This window comes from Schaalia meyeri (assembly GCF_900105015.1).
Classification (GTDB): Bacteria; Actinomycetota; Actinomycetes; order Actinomycetales; family Actinomycetaceae; genus Pauljensenia; species Pauljensenia meyeri.
This window is the reverse complement of record NZ_FNLK01000012.1, coordinates 81,985-100,389: the sequence shown is the minus strand read 5'-3', so window position 1 is coordinate 100,389 and position 18,405 is coordinate 81,985. Positions and strand designations below refer to the sequence as shown.

Below are 18,405 nucleotides of genomic sequence, written 5' to 3'. Positions count from 1 at the left end.
CACCCAGACGTGAACATGATGATACCTTCCTACGCTCCCGGCGCGGGAGCGCTCCTGCCCCCGCGCGCCCACCTGGCGGATGACCCCGGTGTGCTCAGCCTCGACGGCACCTGGAACTTCGCCTACCATCGCACCGACCCAGATCCCTTTGTCAACGTGGAACAACCCTGGGACGAACCCGACCTGACCCCGGAGGCGGACCATATTGACGTGCCCAGCCACTGGGTGTTGCGCGGCGAAGGCCGATTTGGCCGCCCCGCCTATACGAACGTCGACTTCCCCTTTCCGGTCGACCCACCCTTTCCACCCGATGCCAATCCCGTCGGCGACTACCGCCGCGACTTCGAGCTCCCTGAGGCATGGCGGGGCGGGATCGTCGCCCTGCGCTTCGACGGCGTCGAGAGCCAGGCCAGCGTGTGGGTCAACGGCACCTGGGTCGGTATGGCCCGCGGATCGCGGCTGGCTCACGAGTTCGACGTGACTAAGGTCGTGCGCCCCGGCACTAACACCCTCACCGTGCGAGTCCACCAGTTCAGCCCCGGCTCCTACCTGGAGGATCAGGACCAGTGGTGGCTCCCGGGCATCTTTCGTTCCGTCAGCTTGCGCCACCTTGCCCCCGGCACTCTTGAGGACCTGTGGGTCGACACGGACTATGCGGCTGGGACCGGATATGTGACCATCGAGGCCCGGGTGCGCGGGGCGCTGGACGAATTCGTGTCGGCCTACCTCACGATCGAGGGGTTGGGCGTCCGTGCCTGCACCCTTCGACGCGGAGCCGATGGGCGCTACCGCAGCGACCGCCTTGAGGCGGGAGCCGTGCGCCCGTGGAGCGCCGACGACCCCGCCCTCTACGACGCGCGCGTGGTCGTGGAGGGCAAAGAAGGCCTCGCCGGTGGGGAGCGGAGCCTGAGGATCGGATTTCGTCGCGTCGCGATCGCGGGCGGCATCCTGCGTGCCAACGGCGAACCCCTCACCCTCAACGGGGTGAATCGCCACGAGGTGCGCGCAGACGAGGGGCGCGTCTTTGACGAGGAATGGGCCAGGGCGGACCTGGCGTTGATGAAATCGATGGGAGTCAACGCGATCCGCACCTCCCACTATCCGCCGCATCCACGCCTGCTCGACCTGGCGGACGAGATCGGCCTGTGGGTCATGCTGGAGGGGGATATCGAGACGCACGGCTTCGAGGGGACGGGGGAGTGGATCGACAACCCCTCAGACGACCCGCGATGGGCCGACGCGTACCTGGACCGCACCGCCCGCGCTTTCGAGCGCGACAAGAACCACCCCTCGATCTTTTGCTGGAGCCTGGGCAACGAGTCGGGTACCGGCGCGAACCTGGTTGCCTGCGCGCGCTGGCTCCGCGAGCGCACCCGCGGGGAGGCGATCATCCACTACGAGAGCGATCACGCCATGGAGTACGCCGATATCTATTCGCGCATGTACCCCACCCTCGAAGAGGTCGCCGCCGTCCTGGACGACTCCGACCCGCACGCGCCCGTCGCCGTGCCCACGCACGTCGCGGCGCGCGTTGATAACGCCGCGCGCGAGCGCATCCGCCGCGCCCCCTATCTCCTGTGCGAATACCTGCACGCAATGGGTACCGGACCCGGTGGTGTTGCCGGGTACGCGGCGCAGATGTCCCACCCGCGGCACGCGGGAGGCTTCGTGTGGGAGTGGCGCGATCACGCTTTGTGGAGGACGCTGGGGGATGGTCGGCGCGCCCTGTCCTACGGCGGCGATTTCGGCGAGGAAGTCCACGACGGAAACTTCGTGTGCGACGGGCTCATCGATGCGCGCTCGCGCCCCTACGCGGGCACGTGGGCGTGGGTCGCCGCCTTCGCCCCGGACGCCCCCGCCCTGGCGCAAACCCTGGCCGACCAGGGCGCAAAAGACGAGGAGGAGCGCCTGCGAGCCCTCGCGCAGGCCCCCATTCTTCCCGCTGAGTGCGAGGACGGGGTCTGCCCCTACGCGCTGGACTCGCGCGGGCGCGTGGTTCGGATCGGCGACCTGCCGGTGTCGGTCGAGCTGAGCGTGTTCCGCGCGCCCACCGACAACGACTGCGGACGAGGCCCCGTGGACTACTGGGGTATCGGCGAAGAAGACCTGGGGGAATTGGGCGTGGGCCGCGGCGAACACGGCACGTCGCACGCGATGCGCTGGGAACGGGCCCGTTTGCACCTGCTGCGCCGACGGCTCGTTTCGATCGCGGGGGACGAGCGCTCCCAGTGCGTCGTCGAACGCTGGGCCCCTCCCGCCGCGCAATTCGGCCTCACCCTGACCTGGGAATTCAAGCCCGTGCGCGTGGGGGAGCGGGGGGTGCTCGGCCTGTCCGCGTCCGCCCGCGTCCGTCCCTTCGGCGCCTGGCCCGAGCGCGTTCCGCGCCTGGGCGTGCGCATCCGGCTGCAGGGGTCCTCGTGGGAGGCCTCCTGGCTGGGCGACACCCTGATCGGCTACCCCGACATGCGCGTGCCCGGCGCACGCGGATTCGGGCACGCAAACGTGGGCGACCTGTGGGATGTGTGCGTGCGTCCCCAGGAGGGGGGACATCGCCCCGATCTGGAGGCCCTGCGCCTGCGGGGCGAGGCGGGGGATGTGCTGGTCCTACCCGGCTCTCCGCTGGGATGGAGCGCGTGCCCGTGGAATGAGCGCGAGCTGGCCGGTGCCTCGCACTGGGAGGAACTGCCGGACAGCGATCGGCTCTTCCTGTGGCTGGATGCCTTCCAGGACGGGATCGGGACGCGCTCGTGCGGTCCGGATGCCCGGCCCGAGTGGGGGGCACGGATGCGTGAAACGGACATGACATTTGTGATTGCTCAGATCAGGGGTGATTTTACGCCCGAGTGTTAATGTTGCGGCTTGGTAACAATGTGCAAAGCTGCTAACAAATGATGCGCTTGGCGCGCGAGGTCGCTATGATTTAGGTATCAACTAACACGAGATAGTTAGTGACTCGATCCCATCGATCGAACAGTTAATACGGACCAACGGAGGTTTCGCATGTTGAAGAAGAAGATGGCCGCAGGCGCAATCGCCCTCGCCATGTTCGGCACCCTTGGCTTGGCCGCCTGCAACGACGGCTCCGCCGGTGGAGGTGGATCCGCGTCTGGCTCCATCCCCACGCCCGATGTTTCCTGCGACGTTCCCAAGGGCAACGTCGATGACTCAAAGATCGACACCTCGAAGGTTGAAGGCGAGATCACGTTCCAGACCCAGGGTTTGCAGAACGATTTCGGTGACTTCTTCAGGGCGAAGATCAAGGAATTCGAGGACGCCAACCCCGGCGTGAAGATCAACTGGACCGACCAGGGCGGCGGCGCCGAGTTCGACCAGACCATCACGGCCCAGGCTTCGAACTGCAAGATGGCCGACGTCGTTAACGTCCCCTCCTCGACCATCCTGGCCCTGTCCAAGTCGAACCTGCTCATGGACTACGACGTCAAGGCCCCCGGCATCGGCGACAAGTTCGTGAAGTCCATCTGGGACTCCACCGCCCTGGGTGCAGGCAATCACCACACGGCTCTGCCCTGGTACTTTGGCCCCTACATCACCACCTACAACAAGGAAGTTTTCAAGCGCGCCGGGCTTGACGAGAACAAGCCTCCGAAGACCATGGACGAGCTCTTCGATGCCGCCGCCAAGGTCGGCGCCGACGGGCAGGGCGACTACGGCATCTACGGTTCGCCCGAGTGGTACATGATCGCCCAGCTGCACGGCATGGGTGTCAAGCTGCTCAACGACGACAAGACCGCCTTTAACTTCGCCGACAATGAGAATGCCGTCAAGTACGTGACAAAGCTGGCCGAGCTCTATGCAAACGGCTCCATCCCGAAGGACTCCCTGACCGGCGAGCCCGATCCGGGCAAGGCGTACACTGATGGAAACCTGGCCTTCGGCACGCCGAACGCATCGTTCCTGAAGTCCGTGAAGAGCAACAACGCGACCGTGTACGAGAACACCGGCGTCGGCCCCTTCCCGACCAACTCCGGCATCAAACCCGTCTTCGAGGGCCAGTACATCGGCGTGTCCGTCACGACCAAGAACGCCCCCCTGGCCATGAAGTTCGCCGAGTGGATGACGAACGCCGAGAACGAGCTCGCCTGGGCGCGTGACGGTGGCGCGATCATCTTCCCGGCCGTCGCCAAGTCGCTCGATGAGCTGGTCGCCAACCCGCCGAAGATCGCGGACGATCCCGTGTTCAAGGCCGCCTACGAGGAGGCCGCTAAGGCCGCCAAGGATGCCGAGGCCTACACCGACGTGTTCTACGCGACCGGTGCCGTGAAGGATGCCCTCGTCGAGAATGTCAACAAGGCCATCCGTGGTGAGGTCGAACCGAAGGCCGCACTCAAAACTGCACAGGATCAGATGAACGAGAAACTCAAAGCTCTCGGAGACTGATTGAACGCTCGGGGGCCGAGGCGTGGCCTCGGCCCCCGACGTGTTCCCAACCAGCGCGATCACCCGCCTCGCGGCCGCGCACACCCCTATGGAGGACTTAGGTATGTCGACAACCAAGAGAATAGAAACGCGCTCGCTCAATGGCGCCGCCCGATTCCGTCCCGCCTGGGTTCCCTGGCTGTGGGTTACCCTGCCGGTGCTCGCCATCATTTCGTTCTACATATACCCCTTTGTCACGACCGTCGTCGTCTCCTTTACGAAGACGAAACCGGTGGGTCGCATCGGCCGTTTCATCGGCATCGAAAACTACCTGACCATCCTGAGGGACGGCGAGTTCTGGGGTGCCCTGACAAACTCGCTGATATACGCCGTGTGCGTCGTTCCGCTGATGGTGCTCCTGCCTCTCCTCCTCGCGCTCCTGGTAAAGTCGCACGTCCCCGGCATCGGATTCTTCCGCGCCCTCTACTACCTGCCGGCCATCTCCTCGCTGGTCGTTATCTCCCTGGCGTGGCGCTACCTCCTGGACCAGCGCGGCCCCATCAACAACCTCTTGGACTCGTGGGGGCTGGACCCGGTGCCCTTCCTGTCAGACCAGTGGTTCATCCTCTTTTGCGCCATGATCATCACCCTGTGGCAGGGCCTGCCCTACTACATGATCCTCTACTTATCCGCCCTGGCCAACGTCGATAAGTCCCTCTACGAGGCCGCGGAACTGGATGGCGCCGGCCCGGTTCGCCGCTTCCTGACGGTGACCGTGCCCGGCGTGAAGGTGATGATGTTCCTGGTCGCCACCCTCACCACGATCGGTTGTCTCAAGATATTCACCGAGGTGTACCTGTTGGGCGGATCGGCCTCGCCGACAAAGACGCTGACGATGTACATCCGCGACCGAATCGTTGACCCGACCTTCGGGTCCCTGGGACAGGGGGACGCCGCGTCGGTGTGCCTGTTCCTGATCACTTTCGGATTCATCATCGCTTCCCAGAGCCTGCAGAGGAAGGCTGAAGATTCATGAGCACCGCACTAACCCAGTCAGAATCCACGCTTGGCGAACGCTTCGCCCGGTGGCGCAAGGAGCGCCGCCTCGAGAGGCAGAGCCGCAACGTTGCCTCGCGCCAGATGCGCGGCCGCGCGCTCTTTGCCCGCTACGTCCTGCTGATCGTCGTCGCGATCATCCTGGTCGGGCCGCTGGTCCTGCCCCTGATGGCCGCCTTCAAGGCTCCCGGAGAGTCCGTTTTCGGTCAGGGCGCAACGATCTTTCCCCAGCACTGGTCGCTGGAATCTTTCGTCGTGCTCTTCGAACGCACGAACATCCTGGGATCGATCAGGAATTCGGCGATCATCGCCGCGCTGACGGTCACCTCCAACATCCTCCTGTCCTGCATCGGCGGCTACATGCTGTCAAGGCGCGGGTGGCGCGGGCGCAACATCATGTACTTCGTGGTCCTGTCCGCCATGATCTTCCCCTTCGAATCGATCATGCTCTCGCTGTTTAAGATGATGGTGCAGCTGGACCTGTACAACACGCTTCCCGGCGTCTGGATGGTCGCGATGATCGGGCCCTTCCAGATTCTCATGATGCGAGCCGCTTTCATGGGCATCCCCGACGAGATCGAGGACGCCGCCCTGATTGACGGGGCGGGGGAGCTGCGCCGTTTCTGGTCGATCTTCCTGCCGCAGGTGCGCGGAACACTCACCGTCGTCGGATTGACGTCGTTCATCGCCGCGTGGTCGGACTTCATCTTCCCGCTGCTGATGCTGCCCGACCCCAACAAACAGACGCTGATGCTGACGCTGACGGCGATTCAGAATTCGCCCCAGGGCGTTACGTACCAGCTGGTCCTGGCCGGGGCGGTCGTCGCGATGGTTCCCGTCGTCGTGGTCTTCGCCTTTAGCCAAAAGTTCTTCTTCCGCGGTATCGAAGACGGCGGACTGAAATTCTGAGTTCATCCTCGCGGTCTTCACCCGCGAGGATGTTTCGCTGCCAGAAAGGAGGCGTGTCGCCTAAATCCACCACGTGTTAGGTATCTTGTGCATCCCGGCCAACACCCCATAGACCCCATACTGACGAAGGAGTTACCCCCATGGGGAACAGACCCATCATCGCAGCCCTCGGCGTCCCGATTCTTGCGGCCACCGTGCTCGGGCTGGCTCCCACAGCGGCCGTAGCCGCCCCCGAAACCCCCTATCACCCGAACGTCCTGTGGGCGACTTCCGAAGAGAAGGTCGGCGAAAGCGCCCCCAACGGCACCATCGCCGCCCTCACCGACGACGACACCGCCCGCCCCGACTCGGCCAAGACCTTCTGGACCACCAAGTGGAAGGGAGGCATGGACACCTACCCCCACGCCGTGGCGGTCCAGAACCCGACCCCCGGCACTCAGTCCTGCGGCCTGGGCGTCACCCCGCGCCCGACCTATGACACGACCCTCGGGAACGACCAGTTCCCGGGCGAATACCGCGTCTTCGCCTTTGATGAAGACCCCGGAAACCCCGCCTCTGGCGGCTCCCTTGGCGGCTGGAAGGAATCCGTCGCGAAGGGAACCTGGACGGGCGGCACCGAGGTCAAGCACGGAAGCGACCTGACATACGGCAACAAGGAACAGTACATCACCTTCCCGGCGACGACGAAACCCGTCTTCGCGCTGGCGGGCCTGCGTTCCCTGGCACCCGGCAAGTCCGACATGGCGCTCAGCGATATTAAGCTCCTGCCCTGCGACGCCAACGGCAACGCCATCACCACCTACGGTCCCAGTGAAGGCGGCGGCTCCGAGGGCGGCCCCCGTCCCCCCGTGCCTCACCCCGACTCTCCCGCCCAGGGATCCGGCTCCGACTCCCTGGTCACCGATTTCGTGATCGACCAGCTGCCCTATGGCGAGCCCGGTAAGCCGGTCGACTTCGCGCCCGGCACCCACACCTACCAGGCCACCGGGTACTTCCACGCTAAGACCGTCTCCGCGCGCATCCGCGCGGTCTCGGGCGCCACCGTCACCATCAACGGGGCAACCCCCGACTCCGACGGCCGCGTCTCAAACCTCGATCTCACGACCGGGCTCAACGTCATCACTGCGACCGTGCGCAAGGACGGGCAGGAAGCCACCTACGTCGTCAACATCACCAAGGTTGACACCGACTTCCGTGGCAACGTGCTGGTGCCCGCCACGGCCGCGGCCAACGGCGCGTCCGACGCCGACAACAAGGCCCTGACCGACCTGGATCCCAAGACCAAGTGGACCTCCGATCCGCTGGTCCGCGCGAACGAATGGTCGGACAAGGTTACCGGCATCGAACTGCACCTGGATGAAGCCCGCTACGTGCACCGCGTCAACGGTTGGGGCACGCCCACGCTGCCCCCCGGCACCAAGCCGTGGCACGGCGGTAACTCCGTGGCCATCGCCGTCCAGGAAAAGGACGGCGGCGAGTGGAAGACCATCGTCACCCACGGCTCCCTCACGCGCGACGCGCGCGGCCTGTGGTACTGGGACTTCAACGCCTATCAACTGGCCAAGAACATCCGCATCTGGATGAACGAGGAGACCGAGCCGCAGACGCCTGACAACATCGCCACCGCCGTGACCTTCAACGACGTTGAGGTGTGGGGCCTGCCCAAGGGGAGCACACCCAAGGCCCCCGAGGTGGACAACTCCAAGGACGCGCGCTACTCCGGCTTCGATCCCGGTGAGGGCAAGTGGGGCGTCAATCGCGCCCAGGCCCTCGCCCTGCAGTACGGCGTCATGATGCCTGCGTGGGTGCCCTCCGAGGGCTATGGCCGCGGCGGCTTCGACGCCAAGGAGCGCGACCTCACCGGCGGCGCATTCCCCATGTTCTACGACCAGCCCATGTTCAACACGCCCATGATGGAATCCCTGGGTAAGGGCGCTCCCTGGGCCCTCGCGAAGGCCCCCTTCGGGAAGAACAGCATGTGCAACGCGGGCAATCCGCGCGACTTCATGAACGAGTACATGAAGCCGTATGCGAGCACGCTGGTCGACATCCAGTACGGCGACGAGGGAGGCTTCAACCGAAGCGAGTCCGAGTGCTTCAAGAACTGGTTCTCCTGGTCCAAGCAGAACATTCCCGGGGCGGTCGTCCACGCCAACTCCTGGGATGATCCCTCCTGGTACAACGACGCGAACCTGAGCTACTACGTGGAGAACGCTAAGCCCGACCTGCTCAGCTGGGACAAATACTACTGGGGTGCCAATGGGGGGCCGGCTCCGCGCAACGTCGTCACGAGCCTGCTGAACACCAACACCTGGAAGAAGCAGCGCGAGTACGCCCTCAAGGGCCTGACCGGCGACGGCTCCAGCCCGATCCTGTACGGCCAGTACCTGGACTACAACTGGGACGCCAACGTCTCGGCTTCCGAGAAATCGATCGTGCCCTCCCTGGGCCTGGCGACCGGCCAGAAGTGGTTCGGCCTGTTCCGCATGGAGTACAACGGCTACGACCGCTCCTCGATCATCGACCACGACGGCGCGCCCACGCGTTCCTTCTACGAGTTCTCCAACATCTTCGGGAACGTTTCCTACGTCGGTAACTACACGAAGGCCATGGACTCGACCTTCGTCGCCCTTAAGCCCGGCCAGTACAACGGTCGCGGAGAGGACCCCTCCCTCAGCGGCTACAGGTACGGCAACTTCGGCTCGGGCGACGAGGCCAAGGCTGCGAACCAGGGCGTCGGCCTGGTTGACGTGTCGGTCAAGAACGTCGGCTCCGTCAACGACGGCAAGCCGGGCGACGTGGTGATCGGCTACTTCGATCAGCTGGAGGGCCTGGAGGCCGCCAAGTCCGAGGAGATCTTCGGTCAGTCGACCACCGTCCCCAGGGGCTTCATGGTGGTCAACGCGCTGACTGGTACGACCAAGTTCCCCTCGATGCTGCTGGATCCGCGTACCGATGACGGCTCGCTGTCCGAGACCGCTCAGGACATCACGCTGACCGTGAAGAAGCCGAGCGCCAACGCGCACCTGATGCTGGTCAACCCCGCGGACAAGACGACGAAAGAGGTGCAGCTGGGTGAGGGTGACACCTCCCAGGTCACCCTCAAGGGCGTCGGCGGCGGCGACTCGCGCTTCCTGTACTGGGTGACGAACGACAAGCCTGCGCCGGATCCGACCCCGGACCCGACGCCGACCCCGGATCCGACCCCCACTCCTACGCCGGACCCCCAGCCCCAGCCTCGCACCGGCGAGTGGAAGTCCAACTACTTCGGATGGTGGTACAGGTACCCCGACGGCACCTACCCGGTCAACAAGACCCTGGTTATCGACGGACAGACCTACCGCTTCGACGCGAGTGGCTACCTGAAGTTTGGCTGGGTTTACGAGAAAGGAAACTGGTACTTCCACGGCCCCTCGGGCGCTCAGCAGCACGGCTGGCTGATGAACCGCGGACAGTGGTACTACCTCGATCCTGCGACGGGAGTGATGGCGACCGGTTGGGCCAAGATCGGCGACTCCTGGTACTACCTATCCAGTAACGGAGCCATGCGCACCGGCTGGCTGAGCGACGGGGGAACCTGGTACTACCTGAACCCCTCCGGCTCCATGGCCACCGGCTGGCTGAACCTGAACGATACCTGGTATCACCTGGGCGCCAACGGAGCGATGACCACCGGATGGTACAAGGAAGGAGACACCTGGTACTACCTGCGTGGGAACGGATCCATGGCGACCGGTTGGGAACTCATCAACTGGACCTGGTACCAATTCGCGCCTTCGGGCGCCTGGATCGGGTAACCGACTCCTGACGTGAGATGGGGCCGTGGCTGGGTTTTCCGGCTGCGGCCCCGTCGTATCGGGGCGGCACGCGGCACCGGCGTGCGCAGCGAGAGGCGGGGTGCCACGTGGCGAAATCGCGCCCTAGTCCTTGCGGATCGCCAGGGATTCGACGCGGTGGTCGGCCCCCTTGGTAAAGACCAGGGTCGCGCGCTCGCGGGTGGGCCGAATGTTATCGCGCAGGTTCGGCAGGTTGATCGCGTTCCACACCATGCGCGCGGTCGATGCGGCCTCCGCGTCGGTCAGGGATGCGTAAGTCCTGAAGTAGGAGTCCTCGCGGGAAAATGCGGTGGCGCGCAGCTTCAGGAAACGGTCGACGTACCACTGCTCGATGTGCTTCTCGTCGGCGTCGACGTAGATGGAAAAATCAAAGTAGTCGGAGACGGCGACGGAGACGGATCCGGGGGCTAAGCGCGGCGGCTGCAGGACGTTCAGGCCCTCGACGATGAGGATGTCGGGCCGATCCACGTCGACGTAGGCGCCCGGCACGACGTCGTAGGTGACGTGCGAGTAGACAGGGGCCTTGGCGTGGGGGACTCCCGCCTTGACGGAAGCCAGGAACCAGATGAGGGCCAGACGGTCGTAGGACTCGGGGAATCCCTTGCGTGCGATGAGGGAGCGTTCCTGCAGGACGCGGTTGGGGAAAAGGAACCCGTCGGTGGTCACCAGGTCGACGCGCGGCGTGGAATCCCAGCGGGACAAAAGCAGCTGGAGCAGGCGCGCGACGGTGGATTTGCCGACCGCGACCGATCCGGCGATGCCGATGACGAAGGGCGTGGAACAGGCCTTTGGCTCGCCCAGGAAGGAGTGACGCTCGGCGGCGGTGCGTCTGCGCCCGTCGATGTAAAGCTGCAGGAGCGCGCTGAGGGGACGGTAGATGGCGTCGACCTCGCTCATGTCGATGGGGTCGCCCAGGGATGCGATCCGGTTGATGTCCTCCTGCGTGAGCGGCAGGGCAGTGCGGTCGGCCAGGCGGTCCCACTCCGCTCGGTCGAAGCGGGTGTAGGGGCTGGGACTGGTGCGCGTGGTGCCGCTGTGGGACTGAGCCGACGAGGCCGTGGCTGGGATTATCGAGGGGCGCTCGGTGATGGTCACGTCCCTATTGTGCCCCAATTCAAGAGGTGTTCGCTGTGGGCGCTTGAAGCGTGAGGCGACACACGTAGGACGCCCGGGTGGGGGCGGGTGTGCTGGAATGGGGGCATGTGCGGAATCGTTGGACATATTGCATGCAAGGCCTCCCAGCGCAGCCGAGAGGTCGTGCTGGGCGGGCTGGCGCGCCTGGAGTATCGCGGCTACGACTCGGCGGGTATTGCCCTGGCGATGGGCGATCGCCTCTACGTGCGTCGAGCGGTCGGCAAGCTCGTTAACCTGACGGAGGAACTGGACGCCGAGGTGCCCGCCGTCGCGCACGCGGGGATCGGGCACACCCGCTGGGCCACCCACGGGCGTCCCACGGTGGCCAACGCGCACCCCCACACCAGCCCCGATGGGCGCATCGCGCTGGTCCATAACGGCATCATCGAAAACGCGGACGCCCTGCGTGCCCAGCTGATCGCCGACGGCGAGAGCTTCTCCTCCGAAACGGATACCGAGGTAGTCGCCCACATGATCGCCCGCGCTTACGCCCAGGCCGACCCGTCCGCCTACCGTGGCGCCATCGCCGGTCTGAGCGGCACCGACGAGGACGTGGCCCGCCGAATGGTCGTCGCCATGCGGGCGGTCACCGACCAGCTCCACGGCACCTTCACCCTCCTGGCACTGAGCGACCAGTCTCCGAACGTCATCGTCGCGGCGCGCCGCTCCTCGCCCCTGGTCGTCGGACTGGGGGACGGAGAAAACTTCCTGGGCTCCGACGCGATAGCCTTCGTGGAGTACACCAGGTGCGCCGTCGAGGTCGACCAGGACCAGATCGTCGTCGTTTCCGCGACCGACGTCACCGTTATCGACCCCGACGGAACCCCCGTGGAACCCAAGGAATACGAGGTCGATTTCGCCTCCGACCACGTCACCAAGAACGGGTGGCCCACCTTCATGGACAAAGAGATCCACGAGCAGCCCCAGGCGGTGGGCGCCACGCTGGCCGATCGCATCGACTCTCACGGCCACCTCGCCCTGGACGAGGTGCGCATCCCCGAGCACGTGCTCCGCTCCGTCGACAAGGTCATCATGATCGGGTGCGGCACGGCATCCTACGCGGGGCAGGTCGCCCGCTACGCCATCGAGCACTGGTGCCGTATCCCCGTCGAGGTCGAGCTGTCCAGCGAGTTCCGCTACCGCGACCCCGTCATCGGAGAGAAGACCCTGGTCGTCGCCATCTCACAGAGCGGCGAAACCATGGACACCATTCAGGCGATCCGCCACGCCCGCGAACAGGGGGCGAAGGTGGTCGCCATCGTGAACACTCCCGGCTCGACGATCTCGCGCGAGTCCGACGCCGTGATCCTCACGCACGCCGGACCCGAAATCGCCGTCGCCTCGACCAAGGCCTTCACCGCCCAGGTGGCCGCCTGCTACATCCTGGGCCTGTACCTGGCGCAGGTGCGCGGCAACAAGTACGCCGAGGAGATCGCCGACTACATGGACAAGCTCGCGCGCATCCCCGGCGCCATCTCACGGGTCCTCCAAGACGGGGAAAGCGTCAGGCGGCTCGCGCGCACCATGGGGGACGTGACCTCCGTCATCTACCTGGGCCGCCACGTCGGATTCCCCGTCGCCCTCGAAGGCGCGCTCAAGCTCAAGGAAATCTGCTACATCCACGCCGAGGGATTCGCTGCCGGAGAGCTCAAGCACGGACCCATCGCCCTGGTCGACGAGGGCCAGCCGGTCATCGTCATCGTCCCGACCCCCAGGCGCCCCGAGCTGCACGGGAAGGTCCTGGCCAACATCGCCGAGGTCCGCGCGCGCGGCGCGCGCACGATCATCGTTGCCGAGGAGGGGGATGCCTCCGTCAACGAGTTCGCCGAGGTCGTCTTCCGCGTCCCGGTCGCGCCCACCCTGTACGCGCCGCTCCTGACCGTCGTGCCGCTGCAGATCTTCGCGTGCGAGCTCGCCTCCGTCAAGGGCCTGGACGTCGACCAGCCCCGGAACCTGGCGAAGTCCGTGACGGTCGAGTAACAGCAGACCGCAGGGCGCATCGCCCCACCCCACCGCGCACGATGGGCACCCGGGCGGGCGCGTCCGTGTCACAATTGGCGCATGTTTACGCTCGGCGGTCGCGCCCTGTCCTTCGCGCAGGCGCGGGCCATGGAAAAGAAGTACGTCGATGATGCGCAAGCGGACGGCGACCCCGACCGCTACATGCGTCAGGTCGCCCAGGGCGTCGCCCACGCGGTGCGGTCGCTGGCGTTCGCACGGCGCCGGATGGGCGTTGGCATCCACTTAGGAACCGACGAGGCGAATGACGGCGGTAACGCCGACAGACTCTCGCACGTGCCGGGGGGAGTGGCCGCCTTCGTCGGCGGAGGCGAAGGCGGCGGGGACGCCCTGTACGCGTGCGCGCTCCTGGCACGCCGGGGAATCGGCGCGACAGCCTTCCTGTTAAAACGCAGGTGCCATGAGCGCGCGCTCGCGGCCGCACGGGAGGCGGGCGTGCGCATCGTGGACCTGCGGGGGCGCTCGCTGCGCGCCATCGAAGGCGAGAGCGAGTGGGTCGGCATTCGCCGGGCGGCCGCGTGGATCGACGGCATCGTAGGGATCGGCGCGAGGGGTCCGCTTGCAGGCCAGGTCGCGGACTCGGTGGAACACCTGAACGAGCTGTCCCGCGAGAGAATGCGCCCGATCGTCGCAATCGACGTCCCCTCCGGGCTGACCGATGATGAGGGGCAGGTGCAAGGGCCCATCGTGCGGGCCACGCACACGCTGGCGGTGGGCGCGTACAAGCGCGCCCAGATCCTGCCTCCCGCCGCCGCGTTCTGCGGCGAGACGAGCCTCATTTCGATGGACTGGGAGAGCGGCGATCCCAGCGAGCGAGGCGGGGCGGTGGGCGCGGGCGACCTGTACCGCTACGACGGGGAAGCGTTGGCAGGGAGCGCCGTCCCCATCCCCGGTTTCGCCGACGACAAGTACGCGCGCGGCGTGGTCGGCCTCGTCGCAGGATCGGACACCTACCCCGGCGCCGGCCTGCTCGCGACCCGCGGCGCGTTGGCCGCGGGCGTCGGCATGGTCCGGCTCAACTCCACGAGGCGCGTCCAGGACCTGGTGCTGGCCGACCAGCCGGGCGTCGTCACGGTGGGGGGACGCATCCAGGCGGCCCTCATCGGACCCGGCCTGGACGAGGAGCGCCGCGAGGACGCGCTCGAACTGGCGCGCTTTTGCGGACAGGCGAGCATGCCGCTCGTCATCGACGCGGGTGCGCTCGATCTCCTCCTAGAGCTGGCGAACGCCATCACGCCTGAAGAAACGGTGCTCACCCCACATTACGGGGAGGCCGCGCGCCTGCTCGGCCTGCTCGGCGCCCCCATGACCCGGACGGAAGTGGCCGCACATCCGCTGCGCTACGCCCGTGCCCTCCACGAGGCCACGGGCTGTCACGTCGTCCTCAAGGGACCCGTCACGATCGTGTACTCCTTCAGGGACGTCGATAGGGCGAGGGAAGAAGCGCCTGGGCGGGCTCCCGGTGACGGCCGGGGTGATGGCGAGAGGCCGGCCGCCGGTGACTTTTGTCGCGTGTGCGAGTCGGCGGTGACGGGGCCGACCACCTCGTGGGCGGGCGTCGCCGGAAGCGGAGACGTGCTGGCCGGACTCATTGCCGGCGTCCTGGCCCGCCCGGTCGCGGATGCACAATCACGGCGGGGAATGGGTGGGAATCCCCAGCGGGTCACGCCCGCGCGCCTGTGCGCGCCCGTGTGGCTCCACGCCCGCGCGGCAGCGGTCTCGGCCGAACGCTACGCGGGACGTGCCCCCATCCAGGCGCGCGACATCGCCGACGCGATCCCGGCCGTCCTGTCGGGCCGCGCGCTCACCCGCCCGTCGGCGGACCGGTAAGCGGCGCGGGAGCGGCGTGCGATACTAGGGGAGTGACTTCCACGGACGAACGAGGCGAGGGGCGGGGCTACCCGTCGTGCGCGACCGTTGACTTGGCCGCCATCCGGCACAACCTGGGCGTGCTGAGGGCCGCCGCCCCCGGTGCGCTCCAGCTCGCCACCGTCAAAGCGAACGCCTACGGGCACGGCCTCATTCCCGTCGCCCGCGCCGCGCTGGCCGCGGGCGCTAACTGGCTGGGCGTCGCCCAGCTGGCGGAGGCCTTCGCCCTGCGGGACGGCCTGGACCGGGCCGGGATCGACCGCGCCGATGCGCCGATCCTCGCGTGGATTACCCCCTCCTCCTGCGACTTTTCCGCGGCCATGAAGGCGGACATCGACCTCTCCGTGTCGTGGAGGTCGGGCCTGGCCGACATCTGTGCGGCCGCCCGCACGGTTGGGAGGCCAGCCCGCGTGCACGTCAAGATCGACACGGGCATGTCCCGTGCGGGTGCAACCCTCGCGGACTTACCCGCCCTGGCCTCGGAATTGAGGGAGGCCGCCGACCGAGGCCTCGTGGACATCGTGGGAGCCTGGAGCCACCTGTCCCGCGCCGACGACCCCAGCGAAGCGGGAAACGCCTCGACCGCGAACCACGTGCGCGTCTTCGAGGAGGGCCTGGCGATCCTGCGCGACGCCGGGGTCCGCCCGCGCATTCGCCACCTGGCCGCCACCTCCGGCGTCCTGTGGCACCCCGAAACCCACTACGACATGGTCCGCGTCGGCATCGGCATGTACGGGCTCAGCCCCGACCCGGCGGTTGCCACCGCGGCCAACCTGGGGCTGATCCCCGCCCTCGCCCTGCGCGCGCCCCTCACCCTGGTCAAGGTGATCGAGGAAGGCACCCCCGCCTCGTACGGGGGAACTTGGGTGGCGCCCACGCGCCGCTGGATCGGCCTGATCCCCCTGGGCTACGGCGACGGAATCCTGCGCGCGGCCTCCAACCGGGCGCGCATCCTCGTCCGCACGGCTTCCGGCACCCTCAGCGCCCCCATCGTCGGGCGCGTGTGCATGGACCAGTTCGTGGTCGACCTCGGGAGCGCCCCGGGGAACGCTGGGTGGCCCGCGTCGCGCAGCGGGGTGGCGCCCGCATCGGTTGGTGACATCGCGACACTGTTTGGAAACGGGGACGACGGAGAACCGCTCGCCGACGAATGGGCGAGCGCAGCCGACACCATCAACTACGAGATCGTGACCCGCCTGGGTGCGCACATTCCCCGCGAGTATCGGGACCGGTCACGTCAACGCAACGGGCGGGAGGAACGCGCATGACCGATCGACCAGCCGCCTCGTTCGAGGTTCGCACGACCGGCGCCGACCGGACGCGCGCGCTCGGCGAAGACCTCGGGCGCGTCCTGCGCGCCGGCGACCTCGTCATGCTCTCGGGCGGCCTCGGCGCGGGAAAGACGACCCTCACGCAGGGCATCGGCGCGGGCATGGGAGTGCGCGGCCGCGTCGCCTCACCGACATTCATCGTCGCCCGAGTCCACCCCTCGCTCGGCGCGGGCCCCGACCTGATCCACGCCGACGCCTACCGCATCACGGATCTGGACGACCTGGAGACCCTGGATCTCGACTCCTGCCTGGACCAGTGCGTCGTGGTCGTCGAATGGGGCGAAGGCAAAACGGAAGCCATGAGCCCCCAGCGCCTCACCATCGACGTGCGGCGCAGCCAGGGCGGCGACGTTACCCGGGAGGGGCAGGTCATCGACCTGGAACACATGGATGATGGGACGCGCAGCATCGTCCTGCACGCACACGGGAGGCGCTGGGACGGCGTGCTGGACGGGATCGTCGCGGCCCATGGGGGCAGGCGCATCGACCGTCCCGAGGCCAGCCCCGCCGACCCGCAGCCCGCCCGCCTGGCTGACAGCGACGATGTGGGTCCCGGCGAGTAGGATCGCACCGTGCGAGAGATAGCCCTGGATACCCAAGCATCCACCACCGTCGCCGTCCTGGACGACGGTCGCGTCACCGCCCGCGCCCGCAACGACTCGGGGCGCCACCACGCTGAATCGATCATCCCGCTCGTGCGCGAGGCGCTCACGGAAGCCGGGCTGCCCACCGTGCTGAAGGACGCCGGCATCGACCGGATCCTGGTCGGCACCGGCCCCGCTCCCTTCACGGGCCTGCGCGCCGGGCTGGTCTCGGCCCGCGCCCTGGCCTTAGTCGCCGCCGTGCCCGCGTACGGCGTGTCCGCCCTCGACGTCATCGCCCGCCAGGGCCTGGATCTGCTGCCGCCCGACGTGCGCATCTACGCGATCGCCGACGCGCGTCGCCGCGAACTCTACTGGGGTTCGTACGTGGCCGCCGGCCCCGACGACGTAACCCTCGAAGGGCGTCTCGAGGTGGGGAACGTGAGCGCCCTCCTGGCCGCCATGCGCGCCGCCCCCGGCCTCGTCGTCGCGGGGGCGCAGCTCCCCGCGCACAGTGCCGACGCGCTGGCGCGCGCGGACCTCGGTCCCCAGGTGAGCCTCGACCCGGCCGTCATGAGCCGCATCGTGGCGACCAGGCTGGCGTCGGGGGACGAGGAGGGCCTGGTTGCGGAGCCCCTCTACCTGCGTCGCCCCGACATCCAGGGACAGCCCACGAAGCGCCTATGAGCACCAACCTGCGCATCGCGGAACCGTCCGACCTGGAGGCGATCATCAGCCTCGAGGCCGTGACCTTCCCGGAGGACCCGTGGAGCCCCCTTATGATTTCCCAGGAACTTTCCTCGCCGGTCTCGCGCTACTGGGTTGCCGTGGGCGAGGATGGAACGCCTCTCGGCTACGCGGGCGTCAGGGTCGGCGCAGACCAAGCAGATGTCATGACGATCGGGGTTCATCCGGATTCTCGAGGCCGTGGCGTGGGCGCCGCGCTTTTGGATACGCTCATGGGGCGTGCCGCCGACGCGGGCGCCGTCGAAATGTTCCTGGACGTGCGCCCATCTAACCGCGCGGCCATCGCGCTGTATGAGTCGCGAGGATTCGTCGAGATCGGGCGCAGACCCCGATACTTCCGCAACCCCGTCGAAGAGGCCATCGAAATGAGGGCGCCCCTGACCTGAAGGAGCGGCGACGAACACCAAATAGGAATCGTCGGTGTATCAAAAATCGGCTTTCTCAGGCCCTTTAACGAGGGCGATGATCCCGGTAGTATTCCCCGCAATCGCGGGCAAACACGCCCGCGAGAACCGCGGAAAATAGCGGAAAGTTACGGCGCGTTGC

At 67.0% G+C, this 18,405-nt stretch carries 12 protein-coding genes; 11 read left to right on the top strand and 1 reads right to left on the bottom strand.

The features are described 5' to 3' along the window. Nucleotides 1-15: 15 nt before the first annotated feature. The 5 genes from BLT68_RS05850 (at nucleotide 16) to BLT68_RS05830 (ending at nucleotide 10,139) form a co-directional block, all read left to right on the top strand. Nucleotides 16-2,850 carry a glycoside hydrolase family 2 TIM barrel-domain containing protein gene (locus BLT68_RS05850; RefSeq protein WP_050695706.1) on the top strand — a complete coding sequence of 945 codons (2,835 nt, stop codon included), beginning with the start codon at nucleotides 16-18 and terminating at the stop codon, nucleotides 2,848-2,850. 150 nt (nucleotides 2,851-3,000) lie between these two features. Further along, a complete protein-coding gene (locus tag BLT68_RS05845; protein ID WP_050694314.1) occupies nucleotides 3,001-4,398 on the top strand; it encodes an extracellular solute-binding protein in 1,398 nt (465 codons plus the stop codon). A gap of 103 nt (nucleotides 4,399-4,501) precedes the next feature. After that, nucleotides 4,502-5,413, top strand: coding sequence for a carbohydrate ABC transporter permease (locus BLT68_RS05840; protein WP_050694315.1), 912 nt, complete (start codon nucleotides 4,502-4,504; stop codon nucleotides 5,411-5,413). Then, a complete protein-coding gene (locus BLT68_RS05835) occupies nucleotides 5,410-6,342 on the top strand; it encodes a carbohydrate ABC transporter permease (protein WP_050694316.1) in 933 nt (310 codons plus the stop codon). The genes BLT68_RS05840 and BLT68_RS05835 overlap by 4 nt, the downstream gene beginning before the upstream one ends. A 140-nt stretch (nucleotides 6,343-6,482) precedes the next feature. After that, nucleotides 6,483-10,139 carry a cadherin-like beta sandwich domain-containing protein gene (locus BLT68_RS05830; RefSeq protein WP_050694317.1) on the top strand — a complete coding sequence of 1,219 codons (3,657 nt, stop codon included), beginning with the start codon at nucleotides 6,483-6,485 and terminating at the stop codon, nucleotides 10,137-10,139. Between the two features lie 123 nt (nucleotides 10,140-10,262). Here the strand turns inward: BLT68_RS05830 and coaA are convergent, their stop codons facing one another. Then, on the bottom strand, nucleotides 10,263-11,246 hold the full coding sequence (gene coaA / locus BLT68_RS05825) for a type I pantothenate kinase (RefSeq protein WP_050695707.1): 984 nt from the start codon (nucleotides 11,244-11,246) through the stop codon (nucleotides 10,263-10,265). Between the two features lie 132 nt (nucleotides 11,247-11,378). Here coaA and glmS point away from each other — a divergent pair, with 132 nt between their 5' ends. The 6 genes from glmS to rimI all read left to right on the top strand — a co-directional run bounded on the left by glmS (nucleotide 11,379) and on the right by rimI (nucleotide 18,245). Beyond that, the gene (gene glmS, locus BLT68_RS05820) at nucleotides 11,379-13,292 is read left to right on the top strand and encodes a glutamine--fructose-6-phosphate transaminase (isomerizing) (RefSeq protein WP_050694318.1); all 1,914 of its coding nucleotides are present in this window, start codon (nucleotides 11,379-11,381) and stop codon (nucleotides 13,290-13,292) included. 81 nt (nucleotides 13,293-13,373) lie between these two features. After that, nucleotides 13,374-15,161, top strand: coding sequence for a bifunctional ADP-dependent NAD(P)H-hydrate dehydratase/NAD(P)H-hydrate epimerase (locus BLT68_RS05815; RefSeq protein ID WP_074633260.1), 1,788 nt, complete (start codon nucleotides 13,374-13,376; stop codon nucleotides 15,159-15,161). Nucleotides 15,162-15,193: 32 nt separating this feature from the next. Further along, a complete protein-coding gene (gene alr, locus BLT68_RS05810; RefSeq protein WP_050694320.1) occupies nucleotides 15,194-16,468 on the top strand; it encodes an alanine racemase in 1,275 nt (424 codons plus the stop codon). Beyond that, nucleotides 16,465-17,094: a tRNA (adenosine(37)-N6)-threonylcarbamoyltransferase complex ATPase subunit type 1 TsaE gene (gene tsaE / locus BLT68_RS05805; RefSeq protein ID WP_074633258.1), complete on the top strand. Its 630-nt coding sequence runs from the start codon at nucleotides 16,465-16,467 to the stop codon at nucleotides 17,092-17,094. The genes alr and tsaE overlap by 4 nt, the downstream gene beginning before the upstream one ends. Before the next feature lie 9 nt (nucleotides 17,095-17,103). Beyond that, nucleotides 17,104-17,799 carry a tRNA (adenosine(37)-N6)-threonylcarbamoyltransferase complex dimerization subunit type 1 TsaB gene (gene tsaB, locus BLT68_RS05800; RefSeq protein ID WP_050694322.1) on the top strand — a complete coding sequence of 232 codons (696 nt, stop codon included), beginning with the start codon at nucleotides 17,104-17,106 and terminating at the stop codon, nucleotides 17,797-17,799. Further along, on the top strand, nucleotides 17,796-18,245 hold the full coding sequence (gene rimI, locus BLT68_RS05795; protein WP_050694323.1) for a ribosomal protein S18-alanine N-acetyltransferase: 450 nt from the start codon (nucleotides 17,796-17,798) through the stop codon (nucleotides 18,243-18,245). Before tsaB ends, rimI begins: the two co-directional genes overlap by 4 nt. The last annotated feature ends 160 nt before the right edge of the window (nucleotides 18,246-18,405 follow it).